This is a genomic window from Rhodococcus sp. OK611 (genome assembly GCF_003050885.1).
Lineage (GTDB): Bacteria > Actinomycetota > Actinomycetes > Mycobacteriales > Mycobacteriaceae > Rhodococcus_G > Rhodococcus_G oryzae.
In genome coordinates this window covers 150,625-177,213 of the sequence record NZ_QAOZ01000001.1, presented here as the reverse complement: position 1 = coordinate 177,213, position 26,589 = coordinate 150,625, and the positions used below count along the sequence as shown (strand labels likewise).

25 protein-coding genes are annotated in these 26,589 nt (G+C 68.8%); 18 read left to right on the top strand and 7 right to left on the bottom strand.

Annotation, left to right across the window (positions count from 1 at the left end; translation table 11 throughout):
- The first annotated feature begins 93 nt into the window (after positions 1–93).
- Positions 94–1,869, top strand: coding sequence for a proteasome ATPase (gene arc / locus C8K38_RS00620; RefSeq protein WP_097209764.1), 1,776 nt, complete (start codon positions 94–96; stop codon positions 1,867–1,869).
- A gap of 79 nt (positions 1,870–1,948) precedes the next feature.
- Here the strand turns inward: arc and C8K38_RS00615 are convergent, their stop codons facing one another.
- Complete coding sequence (locus tag C8K38_RS00615) at positions 1,949–2,497, bottom strand: NUDIX hydrolase (protein ID WP_097209763.1); 549 nt, start codon at positions 2,495–2,497, stop codon at positions 1,949–1,951.
- Between the two features lie 35 nt (positions 2,498–2,532).
- Between C8K38_RS00615 and C8K38_RS00610 the strand changes: the two genes are divergently transcribed.
- Complete coding sequence (locus tag C8K38_RS00610; protein ID WP_097209762.1) at positions 2,533–2,913, top strand: nitroreductase family deazaflavin-dependent oxidoreductase; 381 nt, start codon at positions 2,533–2,535, stop codon at positions 2,911–2,913.
- Here the strand turns inward: C8K38_RS00610 and C8K38_RS00605 are convergent.
- Positions 2,827–4,089, bottom strand: coding sequence for a DUF418 domain-containing protein (locus C8K38_RS00605; protein WP_097209761.1), 1,263 nt, complete (start codon positions 4,087–4,089; stop codon positions 2,827–2,829). The two genes, C8K38_RS00610 and C8K38_RS00605, sit on opposite strands and share 87 nt — an antisense overlap.
- 298 nt (positions 4,090–4,387) lie before the next feature.
- On the opposite strand from C8K38_RS00605, the gene C8K38_RS00600 reads away from it, so the two are divergent.
- The 5 genes from C8K38_RS00600 to prcA all read left to right on the top strand — a co-directional run bounded on the left by C8K38_RS00600 (position 4,388) and on the right by prcA (position 8,568).
- A complete protein-coding gene (locus C8K38_RS00600) occupies positions 4,388–4,930 on the top strand; it encodes a carbon-nitrogen hydrolase family protein (protein WP_097209760.1) in 543 nt (180 codons plus the stop codon).
- 131 nt (positions 4,931–5,061) lie between these two features.
- Positions 5,062–6,561: a depupylase/deamidase Dop gene (gene dop / locus C8K38_RS00595; protein ID WP_097209962.1), complete on the top strand. Its 1,500-nt coding sequence runs from the start codon at positions 5,062–5,064 to the stop codon at positions 6,559–6,561.
- Positions 6,562–6,689: 128 nt separating this feature from the next.
- Positions 6,690–6,884, top strand: a complete 195-nt coding sequence (locus C8K38_RS00590; protein WP_077041654.1) for a ubiquitin-like protein Pup — start codon at positions 6,690–6,692, stop codon at positions 6,882–6,884.
- Positions 6,881–7,759 carry a proteasome subunit beta gene (gene prcB / locus C8K38_RS00585; RefSeq protein WP_097209759.1) on the top strand — a complete coding sequence of 293 codons (879 nt, stop codon included), beginning with the start codon at positions 6,881–6,883 and terminating at the stop codon, positions 7,757–7,759. Before C8K38_RS00590 ends, prcB begins: the two co-directional genes overlap by 4 nt.
- Positions 7,756–8,568: a proteasome subunit alpha gene (prcA, locus tag C8K38_RS00580; RefSeq protein ID WP_097209758.1), complete on the top strand. Its 813-nt coding sequence runs from the start codon at positions 7,756–7,758 to the stop codon at positions 8,566–8,568. Before prcB ends, prcA begins: the two co-directional genes overlap by 4 nt.
- A gap of 17 nt (positions 8,569–8,585) precedes the next feature.
- Here the strand turns inward: prcA and C8K38_RS00575 are convergent, their stop codons facing one another.
- Entirely contained in the window at positions 8,586–10,004 is a 1,419-nt protein-coding gene (locus tag C8K38_RS00575; RefSeq protein ID WP_097209757.1) for a bifunctional phosphatase PAP2/diacylglycerol kinase family protein, read from the bottom strand.
- An 87-nt stretch (positions 10,005–10,091) separates the two neighbouring features.
- Between C8K38_RS00575 and pafA the strand changes: the two genes are divergently transcribed.
- From pafA to C8K38_RS00525, 10 genes are all read left to right on the top strand, one after another.
- Positions 10,092–11,450 (top strand): Pup--protein ligase, encoded by a 1,359-nt coding sequence (pafA, locus tag C8K38_RS00570; protein ID WP_181320850.1) that lies wholly within the window; start codon positions 10,092–10,094, stop codon positions 11,448–11,450.
- 40 nt (positions 11,451–11,490) lie between these two features.
- The gene (locus C8K38_RS00565; protein ID WP_179800404.1) at positions 11,491–12,498 is read left to right on the top strand and encodes a helix-turn-helix transcriptional regulator; all 1,008 of its coding nucleotides are present in this window, start codon (positions 11,491–11,493) and stop codon (positions 12,496–12,498) included.
- The gene (locus C8K38_RS00560; protein ID WP_097209755.1) at positions 12,495–13,469 is read left to right on the top strand and encodes a helix-turn-helix transcriptional regulator; all 975 of its coding nucleotides are present in this window, start codon (positions 12,495–12,497) and stop codon (positions 13,467–13,469) included. The genes C8K38_RS00565 and C8K38_RS00560 overlap by 4 nt, the downstream gene beginning before the upstream one ends.
- A gap of 71 nt (positions 13,470–13,540) precedes the next feature.
- The gene (tatA, locus tag C8K38_RS00555; RefSeq protein WP_097209754.1) at positions 13,541–13,807 is read left to right on the top strand and encodes a Sec-independent protein translocase subunit TatA; all 267 of its coding nucleotides are present in this window, start codon (positions 13,541–13,543) and stop codon (positions 13,805–13,807) included.
- Positions 13,808–13,878: 71 nt separating this feature from the next.
- Positions 13,879–14,820, top strand: coding sequence for a twin-arginine translocase subunit TatC (gene tatC / locus C8K38_RS00550; protein ID WP_097209753.1), 942 nt, complete (start codon positions 13,879–13,881; stop codon positions 14,818–14,820).
- A gap of 112 nt (positions 14,821–14,932) precedes the next feature.
- Entirely contained in the window at positions 14,933–17,632 is a 2,700-nt protein-coding gene (locus tag C8K38_RS00545; RefSeq protein ID WP_097209752.1) for a DEAD/DEAH box helicase, read from the top strand.
- 117 nt (positions 17,633–17,749) lie between these two features.
- Entirely contained in the window at positions 17,750–18,766 is a 1,017-nt protein-coding gene (locus C8K38_RS00540) for a DUF4333 domain-containing protein (protein WP_097209751.1), read from the top strand.
- 232 nt (positions 18,767–18,998) lie between these two features.
- Positions 18,999–20,108 (top strand): phosphotransferase family protein, encoded by a 1,110-nt coding sequence (locus tag C8K38_RS00535; RefSeq protein WP_097209750.1) that lies wholly within the window; start codon positions 18,999–19,001, stop codon positions 20,106–20,108.
- Positions 20,105–21,190, top strand: a complete 1,086-nt coding sequence (locus C8K38_RS00530; protein WP_097209749.1) for a TIGR03857 family LLM class F420-dependent oxidoreductase — start codon at positions 20,105–20,107, stop codon at positions 21,188–21,190. Before C8K38_RS00535 ends, C8K38_RS00530 begins: the two co-directional genes overlap by 4 nt.
- 136 nt (positions 21,191–21,326) lie before the next feature.
- Positions 21,327–22,010 carry a TetR/AcrR family transcriptional regulator gene (locus C8K38_RS00525; RefSeq protein WP_097209748.1) on the top strand — a complete coding sequence of 228 codons (684 nt, stop codon included), beginning with the start codon at positions 21,327–21,329 and terminating at the stop codon, positions 22,008–22,010.
- Positions 22,011–22,022: 12 nt separating this feature from the next.
- Here C8K38_RS00525 and C8K38_RS00520 read toward each other — a convergent pair whose 3' ends face one another.
- From C8K38_RS00520 to C8K38_RS00510, 3 genes are all read right to left on the bottom strand, one after another.
- A complete protein-coding gene (locus C8K38_RS00520; protein WP_218840941.1) occupies positions 22,023–22,397 on the bottom strand; it encodes a transposase in 375 nt (124 codons plus the stop codon).
- A gap of 99 nt (positions 22,398–22,496) precedes the next feature.
- Positions 22,497–22,973 (bottom strand): hypothetical protein, encoded by a 477-nt coding sequence (locus C8K38_RS00515; protein WP_257016955.1) that lies wholly within the window; start codon positions 22,971–22,973, stop codon positions 22,497–22,499.
- 220 nt (positions 22,974–23,193) lie between these two features.
- Positions 23,194–24,156, bottom strand: coding sequence for a 5'-3' exonuclease (locus C8K38_RS00510; RefSeq protein ID WP_097209747.1), 963 nt, complete (start codon positions 24,154–24,156; stop codon positions 23,194–23,196).
- 37 nt (positions 24,157–24,193) lie between these two features.
- Between C8K38_RS00510 and C8K38_RS00505 the strand changes: the two genes are divergently transcribed.
- Positions 24,194–25,369: a M24 family metallopeptidase gene (locus C8K38_RS00505; protein WP_097209746.1), complete on the top strand. Its 1,176-nt coding sequence runs from the start codon at positions 24,194–24,196 to the stop codon at positions 25,367–25,369.
- Between the two features lie 9 nt (positions 25,370–25,378).
- Here the strand turns inward: C8K38_RS00505 and C8K38_RS00500 are convergent, their stop codons facing one another.
- Positions 25,379–26,524 (bottom strand): tyrosine-type recombinase/integrase, encoded by a 1,146-nt coding sequence (locus C8K38_RS00500; RefSeq protein WP_257016953.1) that lies wholly within the window; start codon positions 26,522–26,524, stop codon positions 25,379–25,381.
- Positions 26,525–26,589 lie beyond the last annotated feature (65 nt).

The window sequence follows — 26,589 nt, the reverse complement described above, 5'->3', positions numbered from 1 at the left end:
TGTGCGACGCCTACGGTCCGTGTCCGCCTGTCGGTCCGCAGTTTTGGTACGGCGGCTGTAGCGTTGATAGATCGTCACTGGGAGGAGTCGCACATGAGCGCAACAGAGAATCCGGACTCGTTCGCCGCCCGGGCCGAGCTCGAGGCGCTACGCCTGGAAGCCGCTGGTCTTCGCCGCCAGCTCGCCCAGTCGCCCGAGCAGGTACGAGAGCTCGAGTCCCGTGTCGACTCACTGTCGATCCGAAACTCCAAACTGATGGACACGCTCAAGGAAGCCCGTCAGCAGTTGATCGCGCTTCGCGAGGAGGTCGACCGTCTCGGTCAGCCGCCGAGCGGTTACGGCGTGCTCATCTCCACTCACGAGGATCAGACGGTCGACGTGTTCACCTCCGGTCGCAAGATGCGACTGACGTGCTCGCCGAACATCGACACCGAGACGCTCCGACCCGGTCAGACGGTTCGGCTCAACGAGGCGCTGACCATCGTCGAGGCCGGGGCCTTCGAACGGGTCGGGGAGATCTGCAGCCTGCGCGAGATCCTCGATGACGGCGAACGGGCCCTTGTGGTCGGTCACGCCGACGAGGAGCGCGTGGTCTGGCTCGCGCATCCGCTCGCGTTGGCCGCGTCCGACGCGACGATCCATCCCGACGACGAGGACATCGATTCGCCGTCGCGCAAGCTGCGGCCGGGGGATTCCCTGCTGGTCGATTCGAAGGCGGGCTATGCCTTCGAGCGCATCCCCAAGGCGGAGGTCGAGGACCTCGTGCTCGAGGAGGTGCCCGACGTCGACTACGGCGACATCGGTGGCCTTGGGCGGCAGATCGAGCAGATCCGCGACGCCGTCGAGTTGCCGTTCCTGCACAAGGACCTGTTTCACGAGTACGCGCTGCGGCCGCCGAAGGGCGTGCTGCTGTACGGCCCTCCCGGCTGCGGCAAGACGCTCATCGCCAAGGCCGTCGCCAACTCGCTGGCGAAGAAGATCGCCGAGGCCAGGGGCCAGGATGCCAAGGACGCCAAGTCCTACTTCCTGAACATCAAGGGCCCTGAGCTCCTGAACAAGTTCGTCGGCGAGACCGAGCGGCACATCCGGATGATCTTCCAGCGGGCCCGCGAGAAGGCCTCCGAGGGCACCCCGGTGATCGTGTTCTTCGACGAGATGGACTCGATCTTCCGCACCCGCGGGTCGGGTGTGTCCTCCGACGTCGAGACCACTGTCGTCCCGCAGCTGCTCAGCGAGATCGACGGCGTCGAGGGACTCGAGAACGTCATCGTCATCGGTGCGTCGAACCGCGAGGACATGATCGACCCCGCGATCCTTCGGCCCGGCCGACTCGATGTGAAGATCAAGATCGAGCGTCCGGACGCGGAATCGGCGCAGGACATCTTCTCGAAGTACCTGACCGAGCACCTGCCGGTCAACGCCGACGATCTGGCCGAGTTCGGCGGGGACCGGGCGGCCTGCATCAAGACCATGATCGAGCGGGTCGTGGACCGGATGTACGCCGAGAGTGACGACAACCGATTCCTCGAGGTGACATACGCGAACGGCGACAAGGAGGTCCTGTACTTCAAGGACTTCAACTCGGGCGCGATGATCCAGAACATCGTCGACCGGTCGAAGAAGTACGCTATCAAGTCGGTGCTCGATACGGGGGCGCCCGGACTTCGGGTGCAGCACCTCTTCGACTCGATCGTCGACGAGTTCTCCGAGAACGAGGACCTGCCCAACACCACCAATCCCGATGACTGGGCACGCATCTCGGGCAAGAAGGGCGAGCGGATCGTGTACATCCGCACGCTGGTCACCGGCAAGAACGCCAGTGCCAGCCGCGCCATCGACACAGAGTCCAACACCGGCCAGTACCTGTAGCGCGACGACAACAGGGTCGGGCACTCGTTCCTCGGGTGCCCGGCCCTCTCTCGTTGTTGCAGCGCCTCGCGCGGTTGGCTCAGGCGAAGTAGCCGGCGAGCAGCGCCCTGGTATCGGGGACGAATGCCCACGCCGGGTCGGCGAGGTGGGCGCGCAGTTCCGCGTCGGTCCACCACCAACCGTCGACGATCTCGCTCGCCTGGTGACTGATGGGGCCGTCATAGCGCCCCTCGAAGGCAAACAGGTGGCATCGCAACGGTTTACCGTCCCACCGGCCGTCCCACCTGACCTGGGCGATGGGCGACAGCTCGACACCGGTGACGCCGAGTTCCTCGGCGAGCTCGCGGACCGCGGTCTCGCCAGGACTCTCACCGGGATCTACCACCCCGCCCGCGACGCAATCGTGCATGCCTGCGAAGACCGCCTTGTCGAGGGAGCGGCGGTGCACGTAGACCCTGCTGCCGTCCATCGACCGCAGCAGTACCCCCGCGCTGGCGTGCCACAGGCCCTCCGCGTACACCCGCGATCGTGGGGCCGTGCCGATGACCGCGCCTGCGGCGTCGTAGACCGCCACCACCTCATCCGGCGCGGCGGGGTCGCCCGACGGCGACGATGGGCGCTGATCCATGCGTCCATCGTTCCACGTGGCGATAGGCTGACCACGTGCCCCTTCCGCGCAGGCTCGCCGAGTTCAACAAGGTGGTCACCAATCGCGTCAGCAGGCTCGTTGCCGGCTGGTTGCCCGGCTGCGCCATCGTGCTGCACCGCGGACGGCGGTCCGGCCGCCTGTACCGGACACCGGTCAATGTGTTCCGGCGCGGCGACGGCTACCGCTTCGCACTGACCTACGGTCCGGACAGCGACTGGGTGCGGAACGTGGTGGCGGCCGGGCATGTCGACATCACGACCCGCGGCCGGCTGGTCTCGCTGACCGATCCCCGCCTGGTCACCGATCCGTCAGCGAACTGGGCGCCCCGCGGAGTCCGCCTGGTGCTCCGCCGAGTCGGTGCCGACACCTACCTCCAATGCCGGATCGACCACTGACGTCGTCGGTGTTCCTGCGCCGGATCGCCCGACGCGGCCATCCCCGGCCAGCAGGAGATAGCTTCGGTGCCACAGCCATTCGACCGGGCCACGCTGGAACCGGCGGAGCCACAGGTGTGCGGCGGCGATCACCGCCGCGGCGACGCCGAGATAGATCGCGACGGTCGCGGGTACCCGGGCGTCGGGGGAGAGGCGTGCCGCGAGGCCAAGGCCCCAGCCGTAGCAGAGCGCCGACGCGAGCAGGTTCTGGAGGACGTAGGAGCTCAGCGCCATCCGCCCGACATCGGCGAGCCTGACCCCGACTGTGCCGACGCGGGGGCGGCGGCAATAGAACTCGGCGACCAGCGCGAGCAAACCCAGCGAGACGAGCGGCGCGGTCCCGTACCGGGCAACCAGCAGGCCGGCATCACCGCCGAGCATCCCCGTCGCGAGGTCGATGGGCAACGCGATCCCGAGCCCGAGGATCATCAGGCGGCGACGGAGCCCGGACCCGGCGGGTGCCAGGACCCCCGCCCGAAACAGCCTGGCGCCGAGCAGGAACAACGCGATCGACAGCGCGAAGATGAACACCGGCTCGATCCGGAACACCACCATGTTGTCGATCCGGAAGAGCACGAGGTCCCACCACGAGCCGTCCGCGTACGGGTTCGGGTCGAGCGGCGGGGGATCGGGGCGCGGAGGCTGGGCAGCGAATGCGAGGGCGCCGAGCGTGAGCAGCACCAGATGGATCACCGCGGCCCAGATCATCCAACGGCGCTGCGCGCGTTCGCTACTCGCCAGCACGAACGCGACCACCAGGCCGGTGACGGCGTACCCCATCAGCACGTCGAACTCGACGACGAGCAGGTAGTGCACGACGCCGTCTACGAACAGCAGCGCCGCCCGCCACGGGTACTTCCCGGGCCAGGGCCTGCCCGCACGGAGGGCGGAGCGCTGCTGGATGGCGAGCCCGATCCCGAACATCAGCGTGAGCAGGCCGAGGAACTTGCCCTGCGCGAGCTGCTGGAGCACCTTCTCGACCCACCCCCAGCCGCCCGCGGCGGCCGCGGTGCCGTTCAGGTAGCCGACCAGTCCCTCCGGATTGGTGAAGATCCAGATGTTGGTCGCCAGCGTTCCGAGGATCGCGATGCCGCGCAGTACGTCGAGGCTGGGGTAGCGGGGAAGGGGCTCGGCCATGGGGCAAAGGTGCCGGGATTCTCCGGCGAGGGGATCCGCCAAAGGGATGATCCGAAGGATGATTTCGAGCTTTCACGCCAGATTTTGCAGCGCTCTTTCCTAGGATAATGTCATAACGCAGCTTATCGGCGTTTAAGCCGAACACGGCGAAGTCGGTCGGCGAACCATCTAGAGCAAGCATCGAGGGTGGGGTGGGTCGGCTGGGACTCGATTCGAGGATGGTTGGCGAAGACCGGGCGACGTCGGCAGGACTGCAGAGCGAACGAACTCTGGGCTGGGTCGAACCAGCCGCGTGTGAATGACCGCGCGCAAGATCCGGGTTGCGGTTGCGCAGCCGACGACCGTGCTCGGCGACCTCTCTGGCAACGTTGCCGCACACGCGGCGGCGGTGAAGCGTGCTGCCGGGGGCATCCGAGTGCTCGCCGTGTCGGGAGACGGAGTCGCCTTGGCCTACCTCAAGATGTCTCTCGGCCAGGAGGAGGCAAGACATTTCGACGCCGGTCACGCGCCGGCCTGTATCGAGGTGAGGGGCAGGCGGGTGGGCATCGGGGTGTGCAAGGACACGAGAATCGAGCATCACCTCGATCGCACCGCGGCCCTCGGCATCGATCTGTACGTCGCGGGTCTTGTCCATGCACCCGACGAGCTCGCTGAACTCGATACACGGGCGCAGCGGATCGCGACCGCATACGACCTACCTGTCGCGTTTGCAGGATTCGCCGGGCCGACGGGTGGTGGTTACGCCCAGACCTGCGGCGGCTCGGGAGTCTGGGATTCGACAGGAACCGTGGTGGTGCAGCTAGGACCCGAACCGGGAACGGTCGCATCGGTGGAGCTGTAGCCCCGACCGATTCTTCGTGTCACTGCCTGCGGACCACGAATGGCAGCGCGGGGACCGCCTGGCGGCGCCACGGCACCGCCAATGGGGAACGGTCGAAGGGGCGAGCGGGTCGACGATCTAGGCTCGTGGGCATGCAGCGCATCATCGGTATCGAGGTCGAGTACGGGATTTCCTCCCCGACGGAACCGACCGCGAACCCCATCCTGACCTCGACCCAGGCGGTACTGGCCTACGCGGCGGCCGCCGGTGTGCCGCGCGCCAAGCGCACCCGCTGGGACTACGAGGTGGAATCGCCGCTGCGCGACGCCCGCGGATTCGATCTGGGCCGCTTCAGCGGGCCGGCGCCGGTGATCGATGCCGACGAGGTCGGCGCGGCGAACATGATCCTCACCAATGGCGCCCGGCTGTACGTCGATCACGCGCACCCCGAGTACTCCGCACCCGAGTGCACCGATCCACTGGACGCCGTCATCTGGGACAAGGCGGGGGAGCGGGTCATGGAGGCTGCCGCCCGGCACGCGTCCAGTGTTCCCGGTGCCCCGCGGCTCCAGCTGTACAAGAACAACGTCGACGGCAAGGGCGCGTCCTACGGAACCCACGAGAACTACCTCTGCTCCAGGGAGACCCCGTTCTCGGCGATCATCGCCGGACTGACGCCGTTCTTCGCCTCCCGGCAGGTGATCTGCGGATCCGGGCGGGTCGGCGTCGGCCAGTCCGGCGACGAGTCCGGGTTCCAGCTGTCGCAGCGCGCGGACTACATCGAGGTCGAGGTCGGGCTCGAGACCACGCTCAAGCGCGGCATCATCAACACCCGCGACGAGCCGCACGCCGATGCCGACAAGTACCGGCGCCTGCACGTGATCATCGGCGATGCGAACCTCGCGGAGTGGTCCACCTACCTCAAGGTCGGCACCACCGCGCTGGTCCTGGACCTGATCGAGGCGGGCGTTGACCTGTCCGATCTGCAGCTCGCGCGCCCCGTCACCGCCGTGCACCTGATCAGTCACGATCCGACGCTGCGACAGACCGTCGCGCTCGCGGACGGGCGTGAGCTGACAGGTCTTGCGCTGCAGCGGATCTACCACGAGCGGTGCGCGGCGTTCGCCGAACGCCAGGGCAACGACGATCCGCGGGTGGCGGACCTGCTCGACAAGTGGGCCACCGTCCTCGACATGCTCGAGCGGGACCCGATGGAATGCGCACACCTGTTGGACTGGGTCGCGAAGCTCCGGCTGTTCGAGGGCTTCCGTCAGCGGGAGGGCCTGTCCTGGTCCGCACCCAAGCTGCACATGCTGGACCTGCAGTACTCGGACGTGCGCCTCGACAAGGGGCTGTACAACCGCCTGGTCGCGCGTGGCTCGATGGAACGGCTCGTCACCGAGCAGCAGGTGCTGGACGCGATCAGCAACCCGCCAACGGACACCAGGGCGTACTTCCGCGGCGAGTGCCTGCGCAGGTTCGGGGCCGACATCGCCGCGGCCAGTTGGGACTCCGTCATCTTCGACCTGGGCGGCGACTCCCTCGTCCGCATTCCCACCCTCGAGCCGTTGCGCGGCAGCAAGGCGCACGTCGGCAAACTGCTGGAGTCGGTGGATTCCGCCGCTGACCTGGTCGATCAGCTCACCAGCTGAGACGCGCGCACGCGACACGCTCGTCCACCACCTCAGGGTGCCTCGCACTCGGTAGGGTAGGGGTCCGTGCACGAGCGCACACTGGTTGTGCCGGTAATTGTGCAAGAGCTAAGAGGAGGTCGGCGGCTATGGCGCAGGAGCAGACCAAGCGCAGTGGCGGTGGCGACGACGACGATGCCCCGATCGGCGACGGTGCCGCGGGACAGGAACGTCGGGAGAAGCTCGCCGAGGACACCGACGACCTCCTCGACGAGATCGACGACGTTCTCGAGGAGAACGCCGAGGACTTCGTGCGCGCGTACGTGCAAAAGGGCGGCCAGTGACGGCGGATCATCAGCGGTCCGTGGCGGGGGGCGAGCGACTGCACTTCGGTTCACAGCTGTCCTCGTTCTCCGATCACCTCCGCAAGCATGCGCCGGAACTGTTGCCGGAGAACCGGATCGACCTCGGTCGTCAGCGCGCCGGAAGGGGTGGCTCGATGGATGCTGCGGACATCGCTCCGCACGGCACCACGATCGTCGCGTTGACCTTTGCCGGTGGCGTACTGATCGCCGGTGATCGCCGGGCGACCATGGGCAACCTGATCGCCAGCCGGGACGTGGAGAAGGTGTATGTCACCGACGACTACTCGGCTGCCGGGATCGCGGGCACCGCGGGCGTGGCGATCGAGTTGGTGCGGTTGTTCGCCGTCGAACTCGAGCACTACGAGAAGATCGAGGGCGTTCCGCTGACATTCGACGGTAAGGCCAACCGGCTCTCGTCGATGGTGCGCGGCAATCTCCCCGCGGCGATGCAGGGACTCGCGGTGGTGCCGCTGCTCATCGGCTTCGACCTGGACTCGGCCACGCCCGAGAAGGCCGGCCGGATCGTGTCCTACGACGTGGTCGGCGGACGCTACGAGGAGCGGGCCGGGTACCACGCGGTCGGTTCCGGATCGCTGTTCGCGAAGTCCGCCCTCAAGAAGCTGTTCGATCCGAGGGCGGACGAGGAGCACGCGCTGCGGGCCGCCATCGAATCCCTCTACGACGCCGCGGACGACGACTCGGCCACCGGCGGCCCCGACGTCAGCAGGGGCATCTACCCGACCGCCGTGGTGATCACCTCGGCGGGCGCCGTCACGGTTCCCCAGGAGCGGACGTCCGCGCTCGCCAAGGCGGTCATCACCGAGCGCACCGAGGAAGCGGGGGAGAACGCATGACATTGCCGTATTACGCCTCCGCCGAGCAGATCATGCGGGATCGCTCGGAGCTGGCTCGCAAGGGAATCGCCAGGGGCCGCAGCGTCATCGTGCTGACCTACGCGCAGGGCGTGCTGTTCGTCGCGGAGAACCCGTCGACCGCGCTGCACAAGGTGAGCGAGCTGTACGACCGGCTCGGGTTCGCCGCCGTTGGCAAGTACAACGAGTTCGAGAACCTGCGACGGGCGGGCATCGTGCACGCCGACATGCGCGGCTACTCGTACGACCGCCGCGACGTCACCGGCCGCTCGCTGGCGAATGCCTACGCACAGACACTCGGCACCATCTTCACCGAGCAGCCGAAGCCGTACGAGGTGGAGATCTGCGTCGCCGAGGTGGGCCGCGTCGAGCAGCCGAAGCACGCGCAGCTCTACCGCATCACCTATGACGGATCGATCGTCGACGAGCAGCAGTTCGTGGTGATGGGCGGCGCGACCGAACCGATCAGCACCGCCCTCAAGGCGTCCTACCAGCCGGACCTCGAGCTGGGGCCCGCGGTCGAGGTCGCGGTGAACGCGCTGCGAGTCGGAACGGCGCTGCCGGGGAACGGCGAGGCCGAACCCCGCGCCATCGGGGTCGAGGCTCTGGAGGTCGCGGTCCTCGATCAGACCCGACCGCGGCGGGCTTTCAAGCGGATCACCGGCGCGGCGCTGGCCGGATTCCTGCCCGCCAACATGGTCGGTGGATCGGACTCGGCGAAGGAACCCGAGGCCACCCCCGAGAGCGGCGAGGGCACCGGGTCCGGCGAGAACGGGACCGACAAGGCCTGACCGGCTCTACCGGTACGTCACCGGTAGAGCCGTAACGCCAGCGGCCTACTGGTGAACCGGAAGCGGTTTCCCTTCCCGACCACCTCGCCGTCGGTGGCGAGCGAGATGGCCTCACCGTGTACCCGCACGTCCAGGTCGGCGACCATGGTGCGCTCGTACTCGGCCGAGCCGCCGAGGGTGCCGGTCGCGGCGGCCCACAACAGGCGGGTCCGCGACCAGGGCCGGTCGGCCCGCAGGGAACGGACGTCGAGTAGGCCGTTGTGCAGCTCCGGCCGCGACATCGGGACCTGATCGGACGGCGAGTAGCGACCGTTACCGACGAAGAGCATCCACACCGCGATCCGTCGGCCGTCCATGGACACCTCGAGGGGCTGCGCCTGCGCGAGGACCCGGACCATCGCGGCGGCGGCCGCGGGCCACTTGCCCACCCGGTGCTCCCAGCGTTCACGCAGCCGGACCGCGTCCGGGTAGCCACCGAGGCTCGCGGTGTTGACGAACATCATCGGGTCCTGCCCGTCCGCACTGACCTCCGCGACGTCCAGCCGTGTCGCCCGACCCTCCGCAACGGCCTCCCTGGTGGCCTCGATGTCCTCGACCCCGGTGTCCCTTGCGAAGTGGTTGAGGGTGCCACCGGGGAACACCGCAAACACGAGATCGTTCCGGATCGCGGCAGCCGCCGCGGCCACAACGGTGCCGTCGCCGCCGCACACGCCGAGCGCCCGCGGCCGCACCCTCGCGATCGCGTCGTCGAGCTGGGTTTCGAGATCGGTGTCCGGATCCGCCTCGACGAGCGTCGCCTCCGGCAGTAGCTCGGACAGCTCGGCGGCCGGATCGTCGTCGGCCGTCCCCGATCCGGGGTTGACGAGGACGAGCAAGCCGGCACCGTTCGGCATCTCGGGCGCCGCCACCGTCGGCCCAAGCGTGGCCGGTTCCTCGGTCCGCACGGCCCACCAGCGACGGGTCGAGAGGGCGATGCCCCCGCCGACGGCGGCACCCACGACCACATCGGACGGCCAGTGCACGCCGATGTGGACCCGTGAGTAGGCGACCGCGGCGGCCACCGGGGCGAGCAGCGCGGCAGTGGCGGGCGATTCGAGGGCAACGCCGGTCACGTAGGCGGCGGCGGACGCCGAGTGGCCGGACGGGAACGACGAGGAGGTCGGGACCCGCCGCGCCTGCCGGTGCTCGGCCACCCACCCCACGGGCGGGCGTCTGCGGGGGAGTATCGGTTTGAGCACGGCGTTCGTGAGCGCGCTCGCACCGCCGAGCGAGAGCAGACCGCGCACCGCCGCACGCCTGGGCCTGCCGCCGATCGCGAACAATGCGGCGCTGATCCCGAACCACAGCACGCCGTGATCGGCAGCTCGGCTGAGCGCCCTGAGGCCGCGGTCAGACGCGAGCGGCGCCATGGGCAGGACCCGCTCCGACGTGGTCATCCGTTCAGAGTAGACGGCGCGAAACGCCGCGGAGGTATGTATGCGGTGAGCCGGTCCAGGGGGCTCCCGGCGCTGTACTGTCAGAGTGTGGAGCGACGAATCATGGGCATTGAGACCGAGTTCGGTGTTACGTGCACCTTTCACGGCCACAGGAGGCTGAGCCCCGACGAGGTGGCCCGCTACCTGTTCCGTCGCGTGGTGTCCTGGGGCCGCAGCTCCAACGTCTTCCTTCGCAACGGCGCCCGCCTCTATCTCGACGTGGGATCGCACCCCGAGTACGCCACCGCAGAGTGCGACAGCCTGGCCCAGCTGGTCACCCACGACCGGGCGGGCGAGCGGGTGCTCGAGGATCTGCTGATCGACGCGGAGGAGCGGCTCGCCGAGGAGGGCATCGGCGGGGACATCTATCTGTTCAAGAACAACACCGATTCGGCGGGCAACTCGTACGGCTGCCACGAGAACTTCCTCGTGGTGCGGGCCGGCGAGTTCTCGCGGATCTCCGACGTGCTGCTGCCGTTCCTGGTCACCCGTCAGCTGATCTGCGGCGCGGGCAAGGTTCTGCAGACGCCCAAGGCGGCGACGTTCTGCCTCTCGCAGCGGGCGGAACACATCTGGGAGGGTGTCTCGTCGGCCACCACCCGCTCCCGGCCGATCATCAACACCCGCGACGAACCGCACGCGGACGCGGAGAAGTACCGGCGCCTGCACGTGATCGTCGGCGACTCGAACATGTCGGAGACCACCACCATGCTCAAGGTGGGCACGGCGGCGCTGGTGCTGGAGATGATCGAGGCCGGGGTCTCGTTCCGCGACTTCGCGCTCGACAATCCGATCCGGGCGATCCGCGAGGTCAGCCACGACATGACCGGTAAGCGCCCCGTCCGGCTGGCCGGGGGCCGCCAGGCCAGCGCGCTCGACATCCAGCGCGAGTACCACGCCCGCGCGGTGGAGCATCTCAAGACCAGGGCACACGATCCGCAGGTCGACCAGGTGGTCGAGCTGTGGGGCCGCACCCTCGACGCCGTCGATTCCCAGGACTTCGCGAAGGTCGACACCGAGATCGACTGGGTGATCAAGCGCAAGCTGTTCCAGCGCTACCAGGACAAGCACAACCTCGAACTGTCCGATCCGAAGATCGCCCAGCTCGACCTGGCGTACCACGACATCAAGCGCGGCCGCGGCGTCTTCGACCTGCTCCAGCGCAAGGGGCTGGCCAAGCGTGTCACCGAGGACGAGCAGATCGACGAGGCGGTCAACACACCGCCGCAGACGACCAGGGCCAAGCTGCGCGGCGAGTTCATCTCAGCCGCCCAGGATGCCGGCCGGGACTTCACCGTGGACTGGGTGCACCTCAAGCTCAACGACCAGGCGCAGCGGACGGTGCTGTGCAAGGACCCGTTCCGGTCGGTCGATGAGCGCGTCGAACGCCTCATCGCTTCGATGTGAGTGCCGGGCGGTCACCGTTCTGGCACTAGGCTGCTGAGCCGTGGCGATCACCAAAGTCGAGCGGTTGATGAACCTGGTCATCTGTCTGCTCTCAACCCGGCAGTTCCTGACCGCCGAGAAGATCCGGCACAGCGTGGCGGGCTACGACGAATCGGCCAGCTACGAGGCCTTCAGTCGGATGTTCGAGCGGGACAAGAACGAACTGCGCGATCTCGGGGTTCCGCTCGAGACCGGCCAGGCCTCCCGCTTCGGCACCGTTGAGGGCTACCGGATCAACCGGGACGCGTACGAGTTGCCGGACATCGATCTGAGCAGCGAGGAGGCCGCCGCCGTCGCGATCGCCGTGCAGCTGTGGGAGTCGCCGGAACTGAGCTCCGCCGCCCAGGGCGCGCTGCTGAAGCTGCGCGCGGCCGGTGTGGTGGTCGACCAGGATTCGGCGTCGGCGATCATCACCGCCCTGCCCGCCCGGTCGAGGGGGTCCGAGCCCGCGCTCGAGAAGCTGCTGGCCGCGGTCGACGCCGGACAGAGCGTGCGCTTCGAGCACCGATCGGCCCGCAACGAGCCGCTGCGCACCCGGACCGTGCAGCCGTGGGGTGTGGTGACCCACGCCGGCCGCTGGTACCTCGTCGGGCACGACACCGACCGGGACGCCACCCGCACGTTCCGGCTGTCCCGGATCGGCGACGACGTCACCGCGTTCGGGCCGGTGAACTCGGTGCACAAACCCGATGGCGTCGACCTGCGCCAGATCGTAGACCGGATCGTCGGATCGGGCGGGGTCACCGGCATCGCCACCGTGTGGGTCGCGGACGGTCGCGCTCAGGAACTGCGGCGGCTCGGCCGCGCGGGCTCGGAGCGGACCGTCCGGGGACGACCGGGCACGATGCTCGAGGTCCCGGTGCGGTCCTGGGACTGGGTGGCAAGGCTGATCGCAGGCTATGGGGAGGACGCGCTGGTGTTCGAGCCCGCGGAACTGAAGGAGGACGTCCTGGACAAGCTCCGATCGGCGCTGTCGACGTCCGGTGGCGACGGGCGGGCAGGCCGATGAGCCAGAAGCTCTCGTCCCGGCTCGCCCGGCTGCTGAACATGGTCCCGTACTTCATCGCCAATCCGGGGATGAGCGCCGCGGAGGCCGCCGCGGAACTGGGAGTCAGCACAGCCCAGCTGATGGACGACCTGAACCAGCTGTGGATGTGTGGGCTGCCCGGGTACGGACCCGGCGACCTCATCGACCTCTCGTTCTCCGAGGAGAGCATCGAGGTGACCTTCTCGGCAGGCATCGACCGGCCGCTGCGGCTGACCTCGACGGAGGCGACCGCACTCCTGGTGGCCCTGCGCTCGCTCGTGGAGATGCCGGGCACCGCGGACCCCTCGGCCGTGCAGGGTGCGATCGCCAAGATCGAATCGGCGGCGGGGGTCGCCGCCGGCGGATCCGTCACCGGCGTGGCGGACCAGCGCGAGCGGGCGGAGGACCCGGTCGCCGCAACCGTGCGCTCCGCGGTGCGCCGGGGCATGGCCTTGGAGCTGACCTACTTCTCCGCGTCGCGGGACGCGGTGTCGCAACGGGTCGTGGACCCGGTGCGCATCGTCCTCGTCGACAACCAGAGCTATCTACAGGCGTGGTGCCGGCAGGCCGGCGGCGTCCGGCTGTTCCGGTTCGACCGGATCGACGCGGCAACCGAGCTCGACGAGCCCGCCGCCGCGCCCGAGGCGGCACTCGAGGACGGCCATTCGATGGACCTGTTCCACGACGACCCGACGCTGCCGCAGGCCCGGCTGCTGATCGCGCCGGAGCACGCCTGGGTCATGGACTACTACCCGATGACAGACGTCATCGTGGCCCCGGACGGCTCGATCGAGGCGTCGATGCGATACGGCTCGCAGGACTGGATGACCCGGCTGATGGTGGGGTTCGGTCCCGGGGTGCGTGTGCTCGGCCCCGACGATCTGGCAGCGTCCGTGCGAAACCGTGCAGAGGCCGCCCTTGCCGCCTATGGTGAGGCCTCGACCGCTGACTGACCCGCACTCTCCGCGGGGGCCTGGCCGCTCTGGTCCGGTAGCATCGAATCATCTGATACCTGGAGGTAAAAATGGGAGCCATGAGCCCCTGGCACTGGGCCATTGTGGCGCTTGTCGTCGTCATCCTGTTCGGTTCGAAGAAGCTTCCCGACGCCGCGCGCGGCCTGGGTCGTTCGCTGCGGATCTTCAAGAGCGAGGTCAAGGAGATGCAGAACGACGGTGCCACCACCGCCGCCGCGCCTGCACCCGCCGCCCCGCCCGCCGAGCTGCCCCCCGCGGCACCGGTCGCCGATCCGACGCAGTCCGCGGTCACTCACACCGAGCCCCGGACTTCCTAGTCCCGATTCCGACGGTCCCGGGGCTGCGTCTCGCGCCCCGGGCCGACTGCTGACCAGAACCAGGGCCAACTGTGCGCATCCCATTCGACCCGCGGCGGAGCAAACGCAGGGTCAATCCAGACGGCAGCATGTCGCTGACCGATCACCTGTACGAGCTGCGGACCAGGTTGCTCCTGTCGATTCTCGCGGTGCTGATCACCACCGCGTTCGGCTTCTACTGGTACTCGCACGAGATCTTCGGCATCCAGAGCCTCGGTGACCTGATGCTTGGGCCCTACTGCTCGTTGCCGCAGGCGAACCGCGCCGAACTCACCAGCGACGGCGCCTGCCGACTGCTGGCGACCGGACCGTTCGAACAGTTCATGCTCCGGTTCAAGGTGGCGTTCACGGCGGGCATCGTGCTCGCCTGCCCGGTCTGGCTGTACCAGCTCTGGGCATTCATCACCCCAGGGCTGTACGCGAAGGAACGCCGGTACGCGATCGGGTTCGTCGCGGGCGGCGCGGCGCTGTTCGTCTCGGGCGCGGTCCTCGCCTACGTGGTGGTCTCGAAGGCGCTGCACTTCCTGCTCACCATCGGTGGCGACGTCCAGGTGACCGCGCTCAGCGGTTCCGAGTACTTCGGCTTCGTGATCAATCTGATCATCATCTTCGGTGTCAGCTTCGAGATCCCGCTGCTGATCGTGGCGCTCAACGCCGTCGGAGTGCTCAGCTACGACAGGCTCAAGGCCTGGCGCCGCGGCATCATCATGGGCCTGTTCTTGTTCGCCGCCATCGCGACCCCCGGCCAGGACCCGTTCTCGATGCTCGCGCTGGCGGCCGCGTTGACCGTCCTCGTCGAGTTCTCCATCCAGATCGCGCGAGTGAACGACAAGCGCAAGGCCCGCAAGCAGGAGGAGGGCTGGGGCGCTCTCGACGACGACGAGGCCTCGAGCATCTCCGGGGCGACGCCGCTCGACGACGCGTCGACGATCTCCGGTGCGACACCGCTCAAGGACCTCTCCGATACCCTCTGATACACCGGACCCGATGCACGGGCTGCCCTCACGACCTCCGTTCGCCGGCCGGTTCGATGGCAGCCCGTTCGTCGTTGGCGGTACCGGCCGTGTCGTTGGCTAACCTGGCTGTGTGGAACTCGAGACCTTCGCGGCGCAGCTGAGCTTTCCGCTCGATCCCTTCCAGAAGGAAGCCTGCCGGGCGCTGGAGGCGGGGCACGGGGTGCTGGTGTGCGCTCCGACGGGCGCGGGCAAGACGGTGATCGGCGAGTTCGCCGTGCACCTCGCCCTCACCTCGGGCCGAAAGTGCTTCTACACCACCCCCATCAAGGCGCTCAGCAACCAGAAGTACGCCGACCTGGTCGACCGGTACGGCAAGTCCTCTGTCGGCCTGCTCACCGGCGACCTGAGCATCAACCCCGAGGCGCCGGTGGTCGTGATGACCACCGAGGTGCTGCGCAACATGCTGTACGCGAACTCACCGGTGCTGCGCGGGCTCTCGCACGTGGTGATGGACGAGGTGCACTACCTGGCCGACCGGTTCCGCGGCGCCGTGTGGGAGGAGGTCATCCTGCACCTGCCCGAGGAGGTCCGTCTCGTGAGCCTCTCCGCGACCGTCAGCAACGCCGAGGAGTTCGGCGCCTGGATGGAGACCGTGCGCGGGGACACCGAGATCATCGTCGACGAGGTCCGGCCGGTGCCGCTGTGGCAGCACATCATGGTGGGACGGCGGCTCTTCGACCTGTTCGACACCGACGCGCAGAAGGCGGACAGCGGCGCCAAGCTGATCGTCGACCGCGAGCTGGTGCGGCACCTCAAGCAACGCCAGGCGCTGGACCGGGCCGACTCGTGGCAGCCGCGCGGACGCGGGCGCGGGGACCGGAGCGGCTCGAACGGCAACTTCCGGCCGCTGGCCCGTCCCGAGGTGATCGCCCGTCTCGACGAGGAGGGCCTGCTGCCCGCGATCACCTTCATCTTCAGCAGGGCGGGCTGCGACGCGGCGGTCGCCCAGTGCCTGCGGTCGCGGCTGAGGCTGACCACCGAGGAGCAGGTCGAGGCGATCACCACGATCATCGACAAGCACACCGGGGAGTTGCCGCGCGCCGACCTCGAGGTGCTCGGCTACTGGGAATGGCGGGAGGCCCTCGAACGGGGCATCGCGGCACACCATGCCGGGATGCTGCCAGCGTTCCGCCACACCGTCGAGGAGCTGTTCGTCAACGGGTTGGTCCGGGCCGTGTTCGCGACGGAGACGCTTGCGCTTGGCATCAACATGCCCGCCAGGACGGTCGTACTCGAACGTCTGGTCAAGTACAACGGCGAGACCCATGCCGAGCTCACCCCCGGCGAGTACACCCAACTCACCGGCAGGGCGGGCAGGCGCGGCATCGACATCGAGGGCCATGCCGTCGTGCTCTGGCAGCCCGGGATCGAGACCACCGAGGTGGCGGGACTGGCCTCCACCCGCACGTTCCCGCTGCGGAGTTCGTTCCGGCCTGCGTACAACATGTCGATCAACCTCATCGACCGGATGGGGGCGGCCGAGTCACGCTCGCTGCTGGAGCGGTCCTTCGCACAGTTCCAGGCGGATCGGTCGGTGGTCGGGATCGTCCGCACGATCGAACGCAACAGGGTCACCCTCGCGGAGCTCAGCGATCAGCTCGGCGGCGCCGACGGCGAGTTCTTCGAGTACGCCCAGCTGCGGGAGCGAGTGCGCGCACGCGAACGGCAGCTGGAGAAGCAGGGCCGCACGGATCGCAGGCAGGACGCGGTGAGCTCCCTGACGGCCCTCCGGCGCGGCGACGTCATCGCGATCCCGGTGGGACGGCGGTCCGGGCTGGCCGTGGTGCTCGAGACCGATACCGATCCGAACGACCCTCGTCCGCTGGTGCTCACCGAGGACAAGTGGGCTGGGCGGATCTCCGCGGCCGACTTCCCGGCACCCGCAAAGTCGCTGGGCAGCATGCGGTTGCCCCGCCACGTCGACCACCGAACCGCGCGCAGCAGACGGGATCTCGCCTCGGCATTGCGCAGCACCGGGATCGTGCCGCCGGGCCGGTACAGCAAGCGGAAGTCGCCGGCGGCCAGCGACCGCGAGCTGGCGACGCTCCGGCGGGCGCTGCGTTCGCACCCGTGTCACAGCGCGCCGGATCGAGAGCAGCTGAGCCGGATCGGCGAGCGGTACAACTCGCTGGCCCGCGAGACGGAGACGCTGCGGCAGAAGGTCGCGGCGACGACGAACTCGTTGGCCCGGACCTTCGACCGCATCGTCGCACTGCTGGCCGAACGCGAGTACATCGAGCAGGAGGGACACGGGATCACCGAGAACGGGCAGCGGCTGAGCCGGATCTACTCCGAGAGCGACCTGCTCGTCGCGGAATGCCTGCGGGGCGGCCTGTGGAAGGGACTCGGACCGGCCGAGCTGGCGGGGGTGGTGTCGACGATGGTCTACGAGTCGCGGCAGGACGGCGACACCGGTGACCGCGGACCGACCGGACCGTCACGGCACGCGCTCACCCGGACGTTGCAGGTGTGGAGCGAGATTCGCGCGGACGAGGTTCGGCACAAGCTGCCGCTCACCAGGGAACCGGACTTCGGATTCGTCTCGGCGATCTACAAGTGGGCAAGAGGGGAGCCGTTGGTGGACGCGCTGCTCGCCGCGGGCGATCGCGGGCAGGCCCTCTCCGCAGGCGATTTCGTCCGGTGGTGCAGGCAGGTGATCGATCTCCTCGACCAGGTGCAGTCGACCTCGCCGGACCGGGAGGTGCGCGCCGCCGCGACCAAGGCGGTGCACGCCATCCGGCGGGGCGTGGTTGCGATCGACGCTGCCTGAGCGAGTCGAACGTGATCGCGTTCGACGGCTTCTGCGACCGCCACGCCGTTTGACCTCGGGGTGTCGAGCCGAGGGGGACTACGGTGTACCTCAACACAACCTTCAGGGGAGGCAACGATGAGTGGCCCGGTCGGACCCAGCCAGCCAGACGAGCGCGGGGCGTCAAGCGAGGACCAGCCCGGTGCCGGTGAGCAGTCACCCGCCGAAACCGAGGCGCCCGAAGCCAACCCGCTGGAGGCAGTAGGCGAGCCGTCACAGCCGGGGGGCGAGCACACGCCACAGCACGGCAGCGACCAGACGCAGCAGTTCCAGTGGCCGCAACAGTCCGGTGCGGAACCCACGCAGGCGTATCCGTCTGCGCAGCAGCCGTATCCGGGACAGCAGTACCAGCCGCGGCAGTACCCGGGTCAGCCGCAATACCCGGCGCAGCCCGCGACCGACCCGCAGCAGTGGAGCCAGCAGGCCTGGGGCGCACAGCAGCCCGGACAGCCACAGACCGGCGCCCAGCCGCAGTACCCCGCTTACTCCGCGCCGCAGCAGCCGTATCCCGGTCAGCCGCAATACCAGCCGCAGCCATACCCGGGTCAGCAGCAATACCCGGCGCAGCCCGCGACCGACCAGCAGCAGTGGAGCCAGCAGGCCTGGGGCGCACAGCAGCCCGGACAGCCACAGACCGGCGCCCAGCCGCAGTTCCAGGCGTACAACGCGCAGCAGCAGCAGTACCCCGGCCAGCCCGGTCAGTATCAGCAGGGTGGATACCAGCCCGGCCAGCCGCAGTGGGGCGCACCGGTCGCCGGGCAGCCGGGAGGCGGTTCGTCGAAGGCTCCGCTGTGGATCGCCCTCGGCGTCGGCGCCGTGGTGGTGCTCGGCGCCATCGCCGTGATCGCCGGGATGGCGTTCGTCGGCGGTGACACGTTGGACCGGGCGGCGGCCGAGCGGGGCGTCGAGCAGGTGCTCACGGGCTCCTACGGCATCAAGGACGTCGACAACGTGACCTGCCCCGCCGACCAGAAGGTCGAGAAGGATGAGAGTTTCACCTGCGAGCTGACCGTCGACGGCGAGCCGCAGCAGGTGACCGTGACCTTCACCGACGACTCCGGCACCTACGAGGTCAGCAGGCCGACCAGCAAGTAGGTCTTCCCGGGCCGTCCGATCCGACCGTCCACCCGTCCGCCCGACCAGGGCGTCGGGTGGACGGTCGGATTCGTTTTCCGCCACGGTGTCTCGCGTGTTGACGGATTCGGGTGCAGCGTCGCCAATTCTTTGAGAAGGTTCATTGACAATGGCTTTCCAAGGCCTGCGGCCGGCGCCGTCGTGGTCGCGCGTGACACCTGGAGGAAATGTGACGAATGCTCAACCACCCGACATGAAGTTGCAGCGCACAAGCCGCGACATGGCCGTGGTTCCTGGCGCCCTGGCCAGGTGGCTCGCCACCAAGCTCCCCGAGGGAGCGGAGCCCACCGTCACCCTTCATTCCGGGATCGACGCCAACGGGATGTCCTCCGAGACCCTCGTTTTCGACGCGGCATGGTGGGAGGACGGCGAGCACCGCACCGCCGAGTATGTGGCCCGCGTCGTGCCGTCCGCCGAGGACTTCCCGGTCCTCGAGACCTACGCATTGCAGCACCAGTTCGACACGATGCGGATCGTCGGCGAGCTGAGTGACGTCCCGGTACCCCGCGTGGGTTTCATGGAGCCGTCGGGTGAGGTGCTGGGGATGCCGTTCTTCCTCATGGACCGTCTCACCGGAGTCGTCCCACCCGACGTGATGCCGTACAACTTCGGCGGCAACTGGCTTTTCGACGCATCGCCTGCGGACCAGCGGCGCCTGCAGGACAGCACCGTCAAGGCGCTCGCGGGATTGCACGCGATCCCGGCGGCGGACGAGGCGTTTGCCTTCCTCGACCCGAAGCAGGCAGGCGCCACCGCGTTGCAGCGCAATCTCGCCCGCACCCGCGCCTGGTACGAGTTCGCGGTCCGTGACCTCGAGCGCTCACCGCTGATCGAGCGCGCCCTGGCGTGGCTCGAGTCCACCCTGCCGGAGACCACCGAGTCCGTGCTTGTCTGGGGCGACGCCCGCCTCGGCAACGTGATGTATGTCGACTTCGAGCCGGTCGGAGTCCTCGACTGGGAGATGGCGAGCATCGGCCCGCGCGAGCTGGACCTGTCCTGGCTGATCTTCGCCCACCGGGTCTTCGAGTCGATGACTACTACCTTCGGCCTCCCTGGCATGCCGGACTTCATGCGCGAGGAGGACGTCGTGGCCGAGTACGCCGAACTGACCGGCGCCCCGATCGGCGACCTGCTCTGGTATCACGTCCACAGCGCGGTCAACTGGGGCGTCCTGTTCATGCGTACCGGCGCGCGATCCATCCACTTCGGGGAGATCGAGCGCCCCGAGGACGTCGAGTCGCTGATGCATCACCGATCACTGTTCGAGAGCCTCCTGGACGGTCTGGACGAGGTGGCCCCGTGAGCGAGCAACTGAACGAACTCGGCTACTACGCGGTCACCCGGCACCCGGCGGACGCCCGGGTGGTCTTCTCGGAGGCCCGCGCGGCGGAGGAGCTCGGGCTGGGCTCCTGTCACGTCGGAGAGCGGTTCACCGTGAAGGACGCAGGGGTCCTGTCCGGTGCGTTGGCGGGCTGCACGAGCACCCTGGGCATCGGCCCGTCGACCAACCCTCACACCAGGCACCCAACCGTCACGGCCACCGTGGGGTCGACCATGCACGCGCTGACCGAGGGGCGCTTCTCCCTGGCGTTCGGCCGAGGCATGGGCGCCTATTGGAAGGCCGTCGGTCTTCCCGTGCTGACCGAGGCCCGGCTGCGTGATTACACCGACATCCTGCGGCGCCTGTGGGACGGGGAGACGATCCTGAACCACGATGGCCCGGCCGGGAAGTGGCCGATGTTGCGCCATGCGAACGGGCTGGCGGACGCGCCACCCATCGGCTTCGTGGCGGTCGGCCCCAAGACGATGGAGCTCGCCGGTGAGATCGGTGACTTCGTGGTGCTCCACACGTTCTTCTCCGACGAGGCGACGGTCGCGTCCGTCGAGGCCGTGCGTCGCGGCGCCGAGCGCGCGGGCAAGGACCCCGACAGCGTCCGCATCTGGGCCTGCCTGGCGACAGTCGGCGACAACCTGCCGGAGGAGGACCGCCTGCGCCGAAGGGCCGGGCGGCTCGTGACCTACCTGCAGGCCTATCCGGATGTGCTGATCCGCGCCAACGGCTGGGACCCTGCCGTGTGGGAGCGGATTCGCCAGACCGGGCTCTACATGAACGCGGCCGCCGTAGGGCCCATCGACGCCAGCGCATCGGTCGAGACACTGGAGCAGCTCGCCGCGATGATGCCCGACGAATGGCTGGATTCGGCAGCCTCGGGTTCGCCCGAGGCCTGCGCGAAGACCATCGCCCGGCAGTACGACCTGGGCGTGCACTCGGTCATCATGCACGGCGCGACCCCGCAGGAGCTCGCGCCGGTCGTGGCGGCCTACCGCGCCGATCGACCGACGCTGCGCCGCGCCGTCGCCGCGAATCCGGGAAGATTCGCCTGATCGACCGCCGGTAAACTGTGCGCAAGACCGGGGGGCGTCGCCCCGGTCTTGCGCACACCCGACACGTAGGACGGACGGAGATGTCAACAACGTCGACTCCTGTTGGCGCGGCTCGGGTGCCCCGGACCTGTGGGTCATGACGAGTGAGTCCCCGCAGGCAGCCCGGGCCCTGGAACAGTGGCTGGTGGCCGTCCCGACCCCGGTCACGACATCGGCCGCCGGTACGCGGCTGAACAAGCGAGGCCTCGAGACCAGGGCACGGCTGCTCGAGGTGGCCATCCGCTGCCTGGCCGAGGAGGGCAGTGAGCCGGTCTCGGCGAACCGCGTCGCCAAGGAAGCGGGCGTGACCTGGGGCACGGTGCAGCACCAGTTCGGCGACCTCGACGGGCTGTGGGTCGCGGTGATCACCGAGATCCATGCCCGCAGTTGGGCCGAGATCCCGGGTCCATGGCCCGCCCTGAGCGGTTCGCTGCGCGAGCGGGTCGAGGGCGCCATCGACTCCGTATGGATCTACCTCGACACGCCCGAGGGACGGGCGCTCACCGCGTTGCGGACGTGGCTGCCGCCGCGACGCTCGGACATCGTCGCCGAATACCCGAGGACGGCAGCGGCATTCGCCGCCCGCGAGCACGACTGGATCCAGGGCTTCGACTACCTGATGGACGGTCTCGACCTGGACCCGGTCAAGCTGGACCAGGTGCGGTGCCTGCTACCCGCGGCCGTGCGGGGCCTGAGCAACGAGCGCCAACTCGGCTTCACCTCGGACCTCGATGTCGCCCGTCGGACGCTTGCCGAAGCGCTCGTGGCCTTCCTGATCTGAGCCACCACCGACCTAGGGCGTGTCTGACAAAGCGTGGATCCATGCGATTGCGGCGTGGATGAGGACGGCAGCTCGGTAGACGATCGCGTGTTTGTCGTATCGGGTGGCGAGGCCGCGCCATTGCTTCGTTTGGCAGAACCGGCGTTCGATCACATTGCGGTTCTTGTAATCGTGGACGTCGAGCCCGACCGGTGTGCCGCCGCGTGAGCCGCGGCGTTTGCGATGCCCCTGCTGGTCTTTGGGCTCGGGGATGACGGCCTTGATGCCGCGCTCGCGCAGGTGCTGTCGGATCGCGCGCCCTCGACCATCGACCGCGCATCCGAGAACTTCCGGCCCGGGCGTCCCGTCGGTTTCGGGAGCATCCCCTCGATCAACGACCCTGGGCATCCGAGAGCAACTGAAAACGCGACACGGGACCAGAGTTCCAGCCAGAACGCTCAACCTGTGCCAGACCCGCCCTAGCCGCACCCGGCCGATGGCTTCGGGTCAGGTCCGCTTGCGGCTCGCGATCTCGTCAGAGAGCTGCTGCACATGGGCGGGGTCCGCGTTCCGGGCAAGGGCGACGTAGTGGTCCATGACGGCCGGCCGGTAGCGCACGGGCAACGTCTGTCGTGGGGCGAGTCGGGTGAGCTCGGTGATCGTGAGGCTCTCGTCTGCGATACCGCGGAACGAGATGCCGTCGGCGGTCTCCACATCGAACATCAGGACCACGCGTGGATTGCTGTTGACCTCCCGCCAGTCGACGAGAACGCCGAGCGCAAGCGCCCCCGTACGCAGTTCCGCATTGCGCTTCATTGCATCACTGCTCATGAGCGGGTTCGGGGCGACGCCCGGGAAGTCGGGCCCGACGCCGAGCGATTCCCGACTCAGGTCGGGCCTGAGCTGTTCCATCAGATCGTTGAGCTTCTTCTCCGAACCGAACATCTTCGAACCGAACATCCTGCCGAGCATCCTGCCGAACATCCTGACCCCTCCCTCACAGCGGTGCCGGAATCTCGGCCTGGCGCTTCGCCCTCACCGCGACTGTACGTCGCCGGCCATTCCCTTCCTGCCCGGGCGTCCCGTCGGTTTCGGGAGCATGAGCATCCCGTCGATCAACGACCACTGGGCATCCGAGAGCAACTGAAAACGCGACACGGGACCAGAGTTCCAACCAGAACGCTCAACCTTTGTCAGACGCGCCCTAGCCGCCATACCCGTTCCGTGGGGCGGCCATCGCCTTCGTCAGGCGGCCGATCGACGCCCCGATCGCCAGTTCGTCAGCGAGCGCCGCGAGCCGCTCCGCATCCACGGGAGCGGCAGGCAACGGGTCCGGCCGCGACATCTCGACCGCCGCATCGGTGGCCACCCGCACCACCGGCAGCGCGGCATCGAGATAGTCCGAGGCCGCGGTGAGCTTGGCCCGGATCCCCTTGGCCAGACCGGACTTCGGATCGTCGACCGCCGCGCGAAGCGCCTCGACCGACCCGTATTCGAGCAGCAGCGAGGAGGCGGTCTTCTCGCCCACTCCCTTGACGCCCGGCAACCCGTCGGAGGGGTCGCCGCGCAGGAGGGCCAACTCCGCGTAGCCGATGCCCGGTCGATCCGCGGGCACACCGTACTTCTCGGCCACCTCGAGCGGACCGAAGAGTTCGGCCTTCGACAGTCCGCGCCCGACGTACAGCACCCGCACCGGCACCGGCTCGTCGGCGACGACCTGCAGCAGGTCCCGATCGCCGCTCACCACGACGACCGTGTCGGCGCGTTCGCGGGCGGCAAGGGTGCCCAGCACGTCGTCCGCCTCGAAGCCCTCGGCACCGGCGGTGGCGATACCGGCCGCGGCCAGCACGTCGAGGATCATGTCGACCTGCGGCGTCAGCGTGTCCGGCACCTCCTCGACGTCGGGACCCACCTCGGTCTCGACCGCGACGCGATGGGTCTTGTACGAGGGCACCGCGTCGACCCGGAACTGCGGGCGCCAGTCCAGATCCAGGCACACCGCCAGCCGCTCGGGCTGATGCCTGGTGATCAGTGAGGCGACCATGTCGGTGAATCCGCGGACCGCGTTGACCGGTCGCCCGTCGCGGGAGGTGAACGATTCGGGGAGTGCGTAGTACGCGCGGAACCACAGGCTCGCGCCATCGAGCAGGAGCAGGGGGCCAGTCATGGCCCTCATCCTGCCAAACCGAACTAACCTGAGTGGCATGAGTTCCCACGGCGGTTCCGCGAGCACCTCATCCGACAGTCCAGAAACGCAGGCGCCCGCGCGCTTCCCGACCGCGATCTACGCGGAACGCCTGCGCCGGGCCGCCGAACTCACCGCGGCGGCGGGGCTCGACGCCCTGCTCATCACCCCTGGCCCTGATCTGCGGTACCTGCTCGGTTCGCGGGCGGATTCCTTCGAGCGGCTCACCTGCCTCGTCATCCCCGCCGACGGATCCACTGCCTCCGTGGTGGTTCCGCGGCTGGAGTTGGCGGCGCTCGGCGATTCGGCGACCGCGGAACTGGGTCTGACGGTGCGGGACTGGGTGGACGGTGTCGACCCGTACGCCTTGGTCGCGTCGGGGTTGCCCTCGCCGGCACGGACGGCGGTCGCCGACGCGATGCCCGCGCTGCACGTCATCCCGCTGACCTCGGCCTTCGGCGCACCGCCGGTTCTGGCCACGGACGTGCTCCGCGAGCTCCGGATGATCAAGGACCCGGCCGAGATCGATGCGCTGCGGCGCGCGGGTGCGGCCATCGACCGGGTGCATGCCCGGATGGCGGAGTGGCTGCGTCCCGGTCGCACCGAGGCAGAGGTGGCCGCGGACATCGACGCCGCGATCATCGAGGAGGGCCACACCGCGGCGGAGTTCATCATCGTCGGGTCCGGTCCACACGGGGCGGACCCCCACCACGAGGTCTCGGATCGGACGATCCAGGCGGGGGACGTGGTCGTCGTCGACATCGGCGGCCCGGTCGCGCCCGGCTACAACTCCGATTCGACCCGCACCTACTGCCTCGGTGAGCCCAGTGCCGAGGTGGCCGCCCAGTTCGCGGTGCTGGAGCGGGCGCAGCGGGCCGCCGTGGACGCGGTTCGCCCCGGCGTCACGGCAGAGTCCGTGGACGCCGCTGCCCGCGACGTGCTGGCCGCGGAGGGCCTCGCGGACGCGTTCGTGCACCGCACCGGCCATGGCATCGGCCTGTCGGTCCACGAGGAGCCGTACATCGTGGCGGGCAATCGCATCGAGCTCGCCGAGGGCATGGCCTTCAGCATCGAACCGGGCATCTACTTCCGCGGCGCCTGGGGCGCGCGGATCGAGGACATCGTGGTGGTCACGGCGGACGGCTGCGAGCCGATGAACTCCCGTCCGCACGGACTGACGGTGCTCGGGGGCTGACGGCGCACGTCAGAGGCCGAGCGCGGTGACGGCGTTGCCGTGCAGGCCCGCGTGCTGGCGGGAGTAGATCGCGATCATCCGCTGGTCGGTGTGTCCGCTCTGGGTCATGATCTGTTCGGCGCTCGCGTCGTTGCGGACCGCCTGGGTCACGAATCCGGCCCGGAGGCTGTGCCCGCCGAGCAGGGCAACGAACTCCTCGGCGTACCCGGCCCCGACGGCGCGGCGCTTGATCATCGACGCGATCGCCTGCCCGGACAGGGCTTTGGTGCCCACGCCACCGGTACGGTGCACGGGCCGGAACAACGGCCGGACCTCGGACTCACGGCGCCCGAGTGCGCCGCGGCAACGATGCGTGAGGGGTTCGGGGTCTGGCTCGGCGAGCAACGCACTGACCGCGGGTTTGCCGTCCCGGTCCCACGCGTCCAGCACTTCTCGCCACCGCCAGTAGGCGCATACAGGGCAGGTGATCTCGGCAGAGCCGTAGGGCAGTGTGACCGTACGTCCCGCCGCGGCTTGATCGGTCTTCGACCGGCGGATCGTCACGTACAGTCCGTCCGCCCTGTGCGGGACGACGTCGCCGACCGCGAGCCCCGACAGCTCCGATCGCCGCATCGCGCCGGTCAATCCGAGTAGCAGCAGCGCAGTGTCCCGCCGCTCGGCAGCCCGGTCGGCCCACGAGCCGTGTGCGGACTGGGCACGCATGGACTCGACGATGCTGCGGATGTCGGCGGTGAGCAGCGGCTCGCGCCGAACCGGCGGCGTGGCCCGGGTACGGGCGATACCTCGCAGGATCTCGCGCACGGTGGGGGACTGCCCCGGCTTGGGATGGCCGGCGAGCGAATGGACCTTGTTGATCGAGGCGACCCAGCGCGTCATTGTCGACGACGCGTAGGCGGGTCGGCCGTCCGGCCGTACCTCCGAGGACTTCTCGGTCAGGAACCAGCCCACCAGGTCGGGAGAGGCGGGCAGCGGATCCCGGCCGACGCGCTTGCACCAGCGGATGAAGCTGGTCCAGTCACTCAGTTGCGCGGCGCGTGTGTTTGGGGAGACGGATTCGACGCGCAGGCGATGCATGGCCGCGGCGGCGTCGACCGGGACCGCGAGTGCTCCGGCCGACGAGTCGCCAGCGGTGAGGGATTCGAGTTCGGCCGACACGACTCAGGACGATACGTGGCCGAACCGACAGTTCGCGGCCGGCAGGACCATCCAGGGCGTGCATC

What these genes read in the sequence shown, in the direction of transcription:
- C8K38_RS00540 (WP_097209751.1), top strand. Translation starts at nt 17,750, where the DNA reads ATGAGTGGCCCGGTCGGACCCAGCCAGCCAGACGAGCGCGGGGCGTCA.
- C8K38_RS00590 (WP_077041654.1), top strand. Translation starts at nt 6,690, where the DNA reads ATGGCGCAGGAGCAGACCAAGCGCAGTGGCGGTGGCGACGACGACGAT.
- C8K38_RS00615 (WP_097209763.1), bottom strand. Translation starts at nt 2,497, where the DNA reads ATGGATCAGCGCCCATCGTCGCCGTCGGGCGACCCCGCCGCGCCGGAT.
- C8K38_RS00505 (WP_097209746.1), top strand. Translation starts at nt 24,194, where the DNA reads ATGAGTTCCCACGGCGGTTCCGCGAGCACCTCATCCGACAGTCCAGAA.
- C8K38_RS00525 (WP_097209748.1), top strand. Translation starts at nt 21,327, where the DNA reads ATGACGAGTGAGTCCCCGCAGGCAGCCCGGGCCCTGGAACAGTGGCTG.
- prcA (WP_097209758.1), top strand. Translation starts at nt 7,756, where the DNA reads ATGACATTGCCGTATTACGCCTCCGCCGAGCAGATCATGCGGGATCGC.
- tatA (WP_097209754.1), top strand. Translation starts at nt 13,541, where the DNA reads ATGGGAGCCATGAGCCCCTGGCACTGGGCCATTGTGGCGCTTGTCGTC.
- C8K38_RS00515 (WP_257016955.1), bottom strand. Translation starts at nt 22,973, where the DNA reads ATGTTCGGCAGGATGCTCGGCAGGATGTTCGGTTCGAAGATGTTCGGT.
- C8K38_RS00600 (WP_097209760.1), top strand. Translation starts at nt 4,388, where the DNA reads ATGACCGCGCGCAAGATCCGGGTTGCGGTTGCGCAGCCGACGACCGTG.
- arc (WP_097209764.1), top strand. Translation starts at nt 94, where the DNA reads ATGAGCGCAACAGAGAATCCGGACTCGTTCGCCGCCCGGGCCGAGCTC.
- C8K38_RS00575 (WP_097209757.1), bottom strand. Translation starts at nt 10,004, where the DNA reads ATGACCACGTCGGAGCGGGTCCTGCCCATGGCGCCGCTCGCGTCTGAC.
- C8K38_RS00510 (WP_097209747.1), bottom strand. Translation starts at nt 24,156, where the DNA reads ATGACTGGCCCCCTGCTCCTGCTCGATGGCGCGAGCCTGTGGTTCCGC.
- C8K38_RS00520 (WP_218840941.1), bottom strand. Translation starts at nt 22,397, where the DNA reads ATGCCCAGGGTCGTTGATCGAGGGGATGCTCCCGAAACCGACGGGACG.
- C8K38_RS00605 (WP_097209761.1), bottom strand. Translation starts at nt 4,089, where the DNA reads ATGGCCGAGCCCCTTCCCCGCTACCCCAGCCTCGACGTACTGCGCGGC.
- dop (WP_097209962.1), top strand. Translation starts at nt 5,062, where the DNA reads ATGCAGCGCATCATCGGTATCGAGGTCGAGTACGGGATTTCCTCCCCG.
- C8K38_RS00535 (WP_097209750.1), top strand. Translation starts at nt 18,999, where the DNA reads ATGAAGTTGCAGCGCACAAGCCGCGACATGGCCGTGGTTCCTGGCGCC.
- C8K38_RS00560 (WP_097209755.1), top strand. Translation starts at nt 12,495, where the DNA reads ATGAGCCAGAAGCTCTCGTCCCGGCTCGCCCGGCTGCTGAACATGGTC.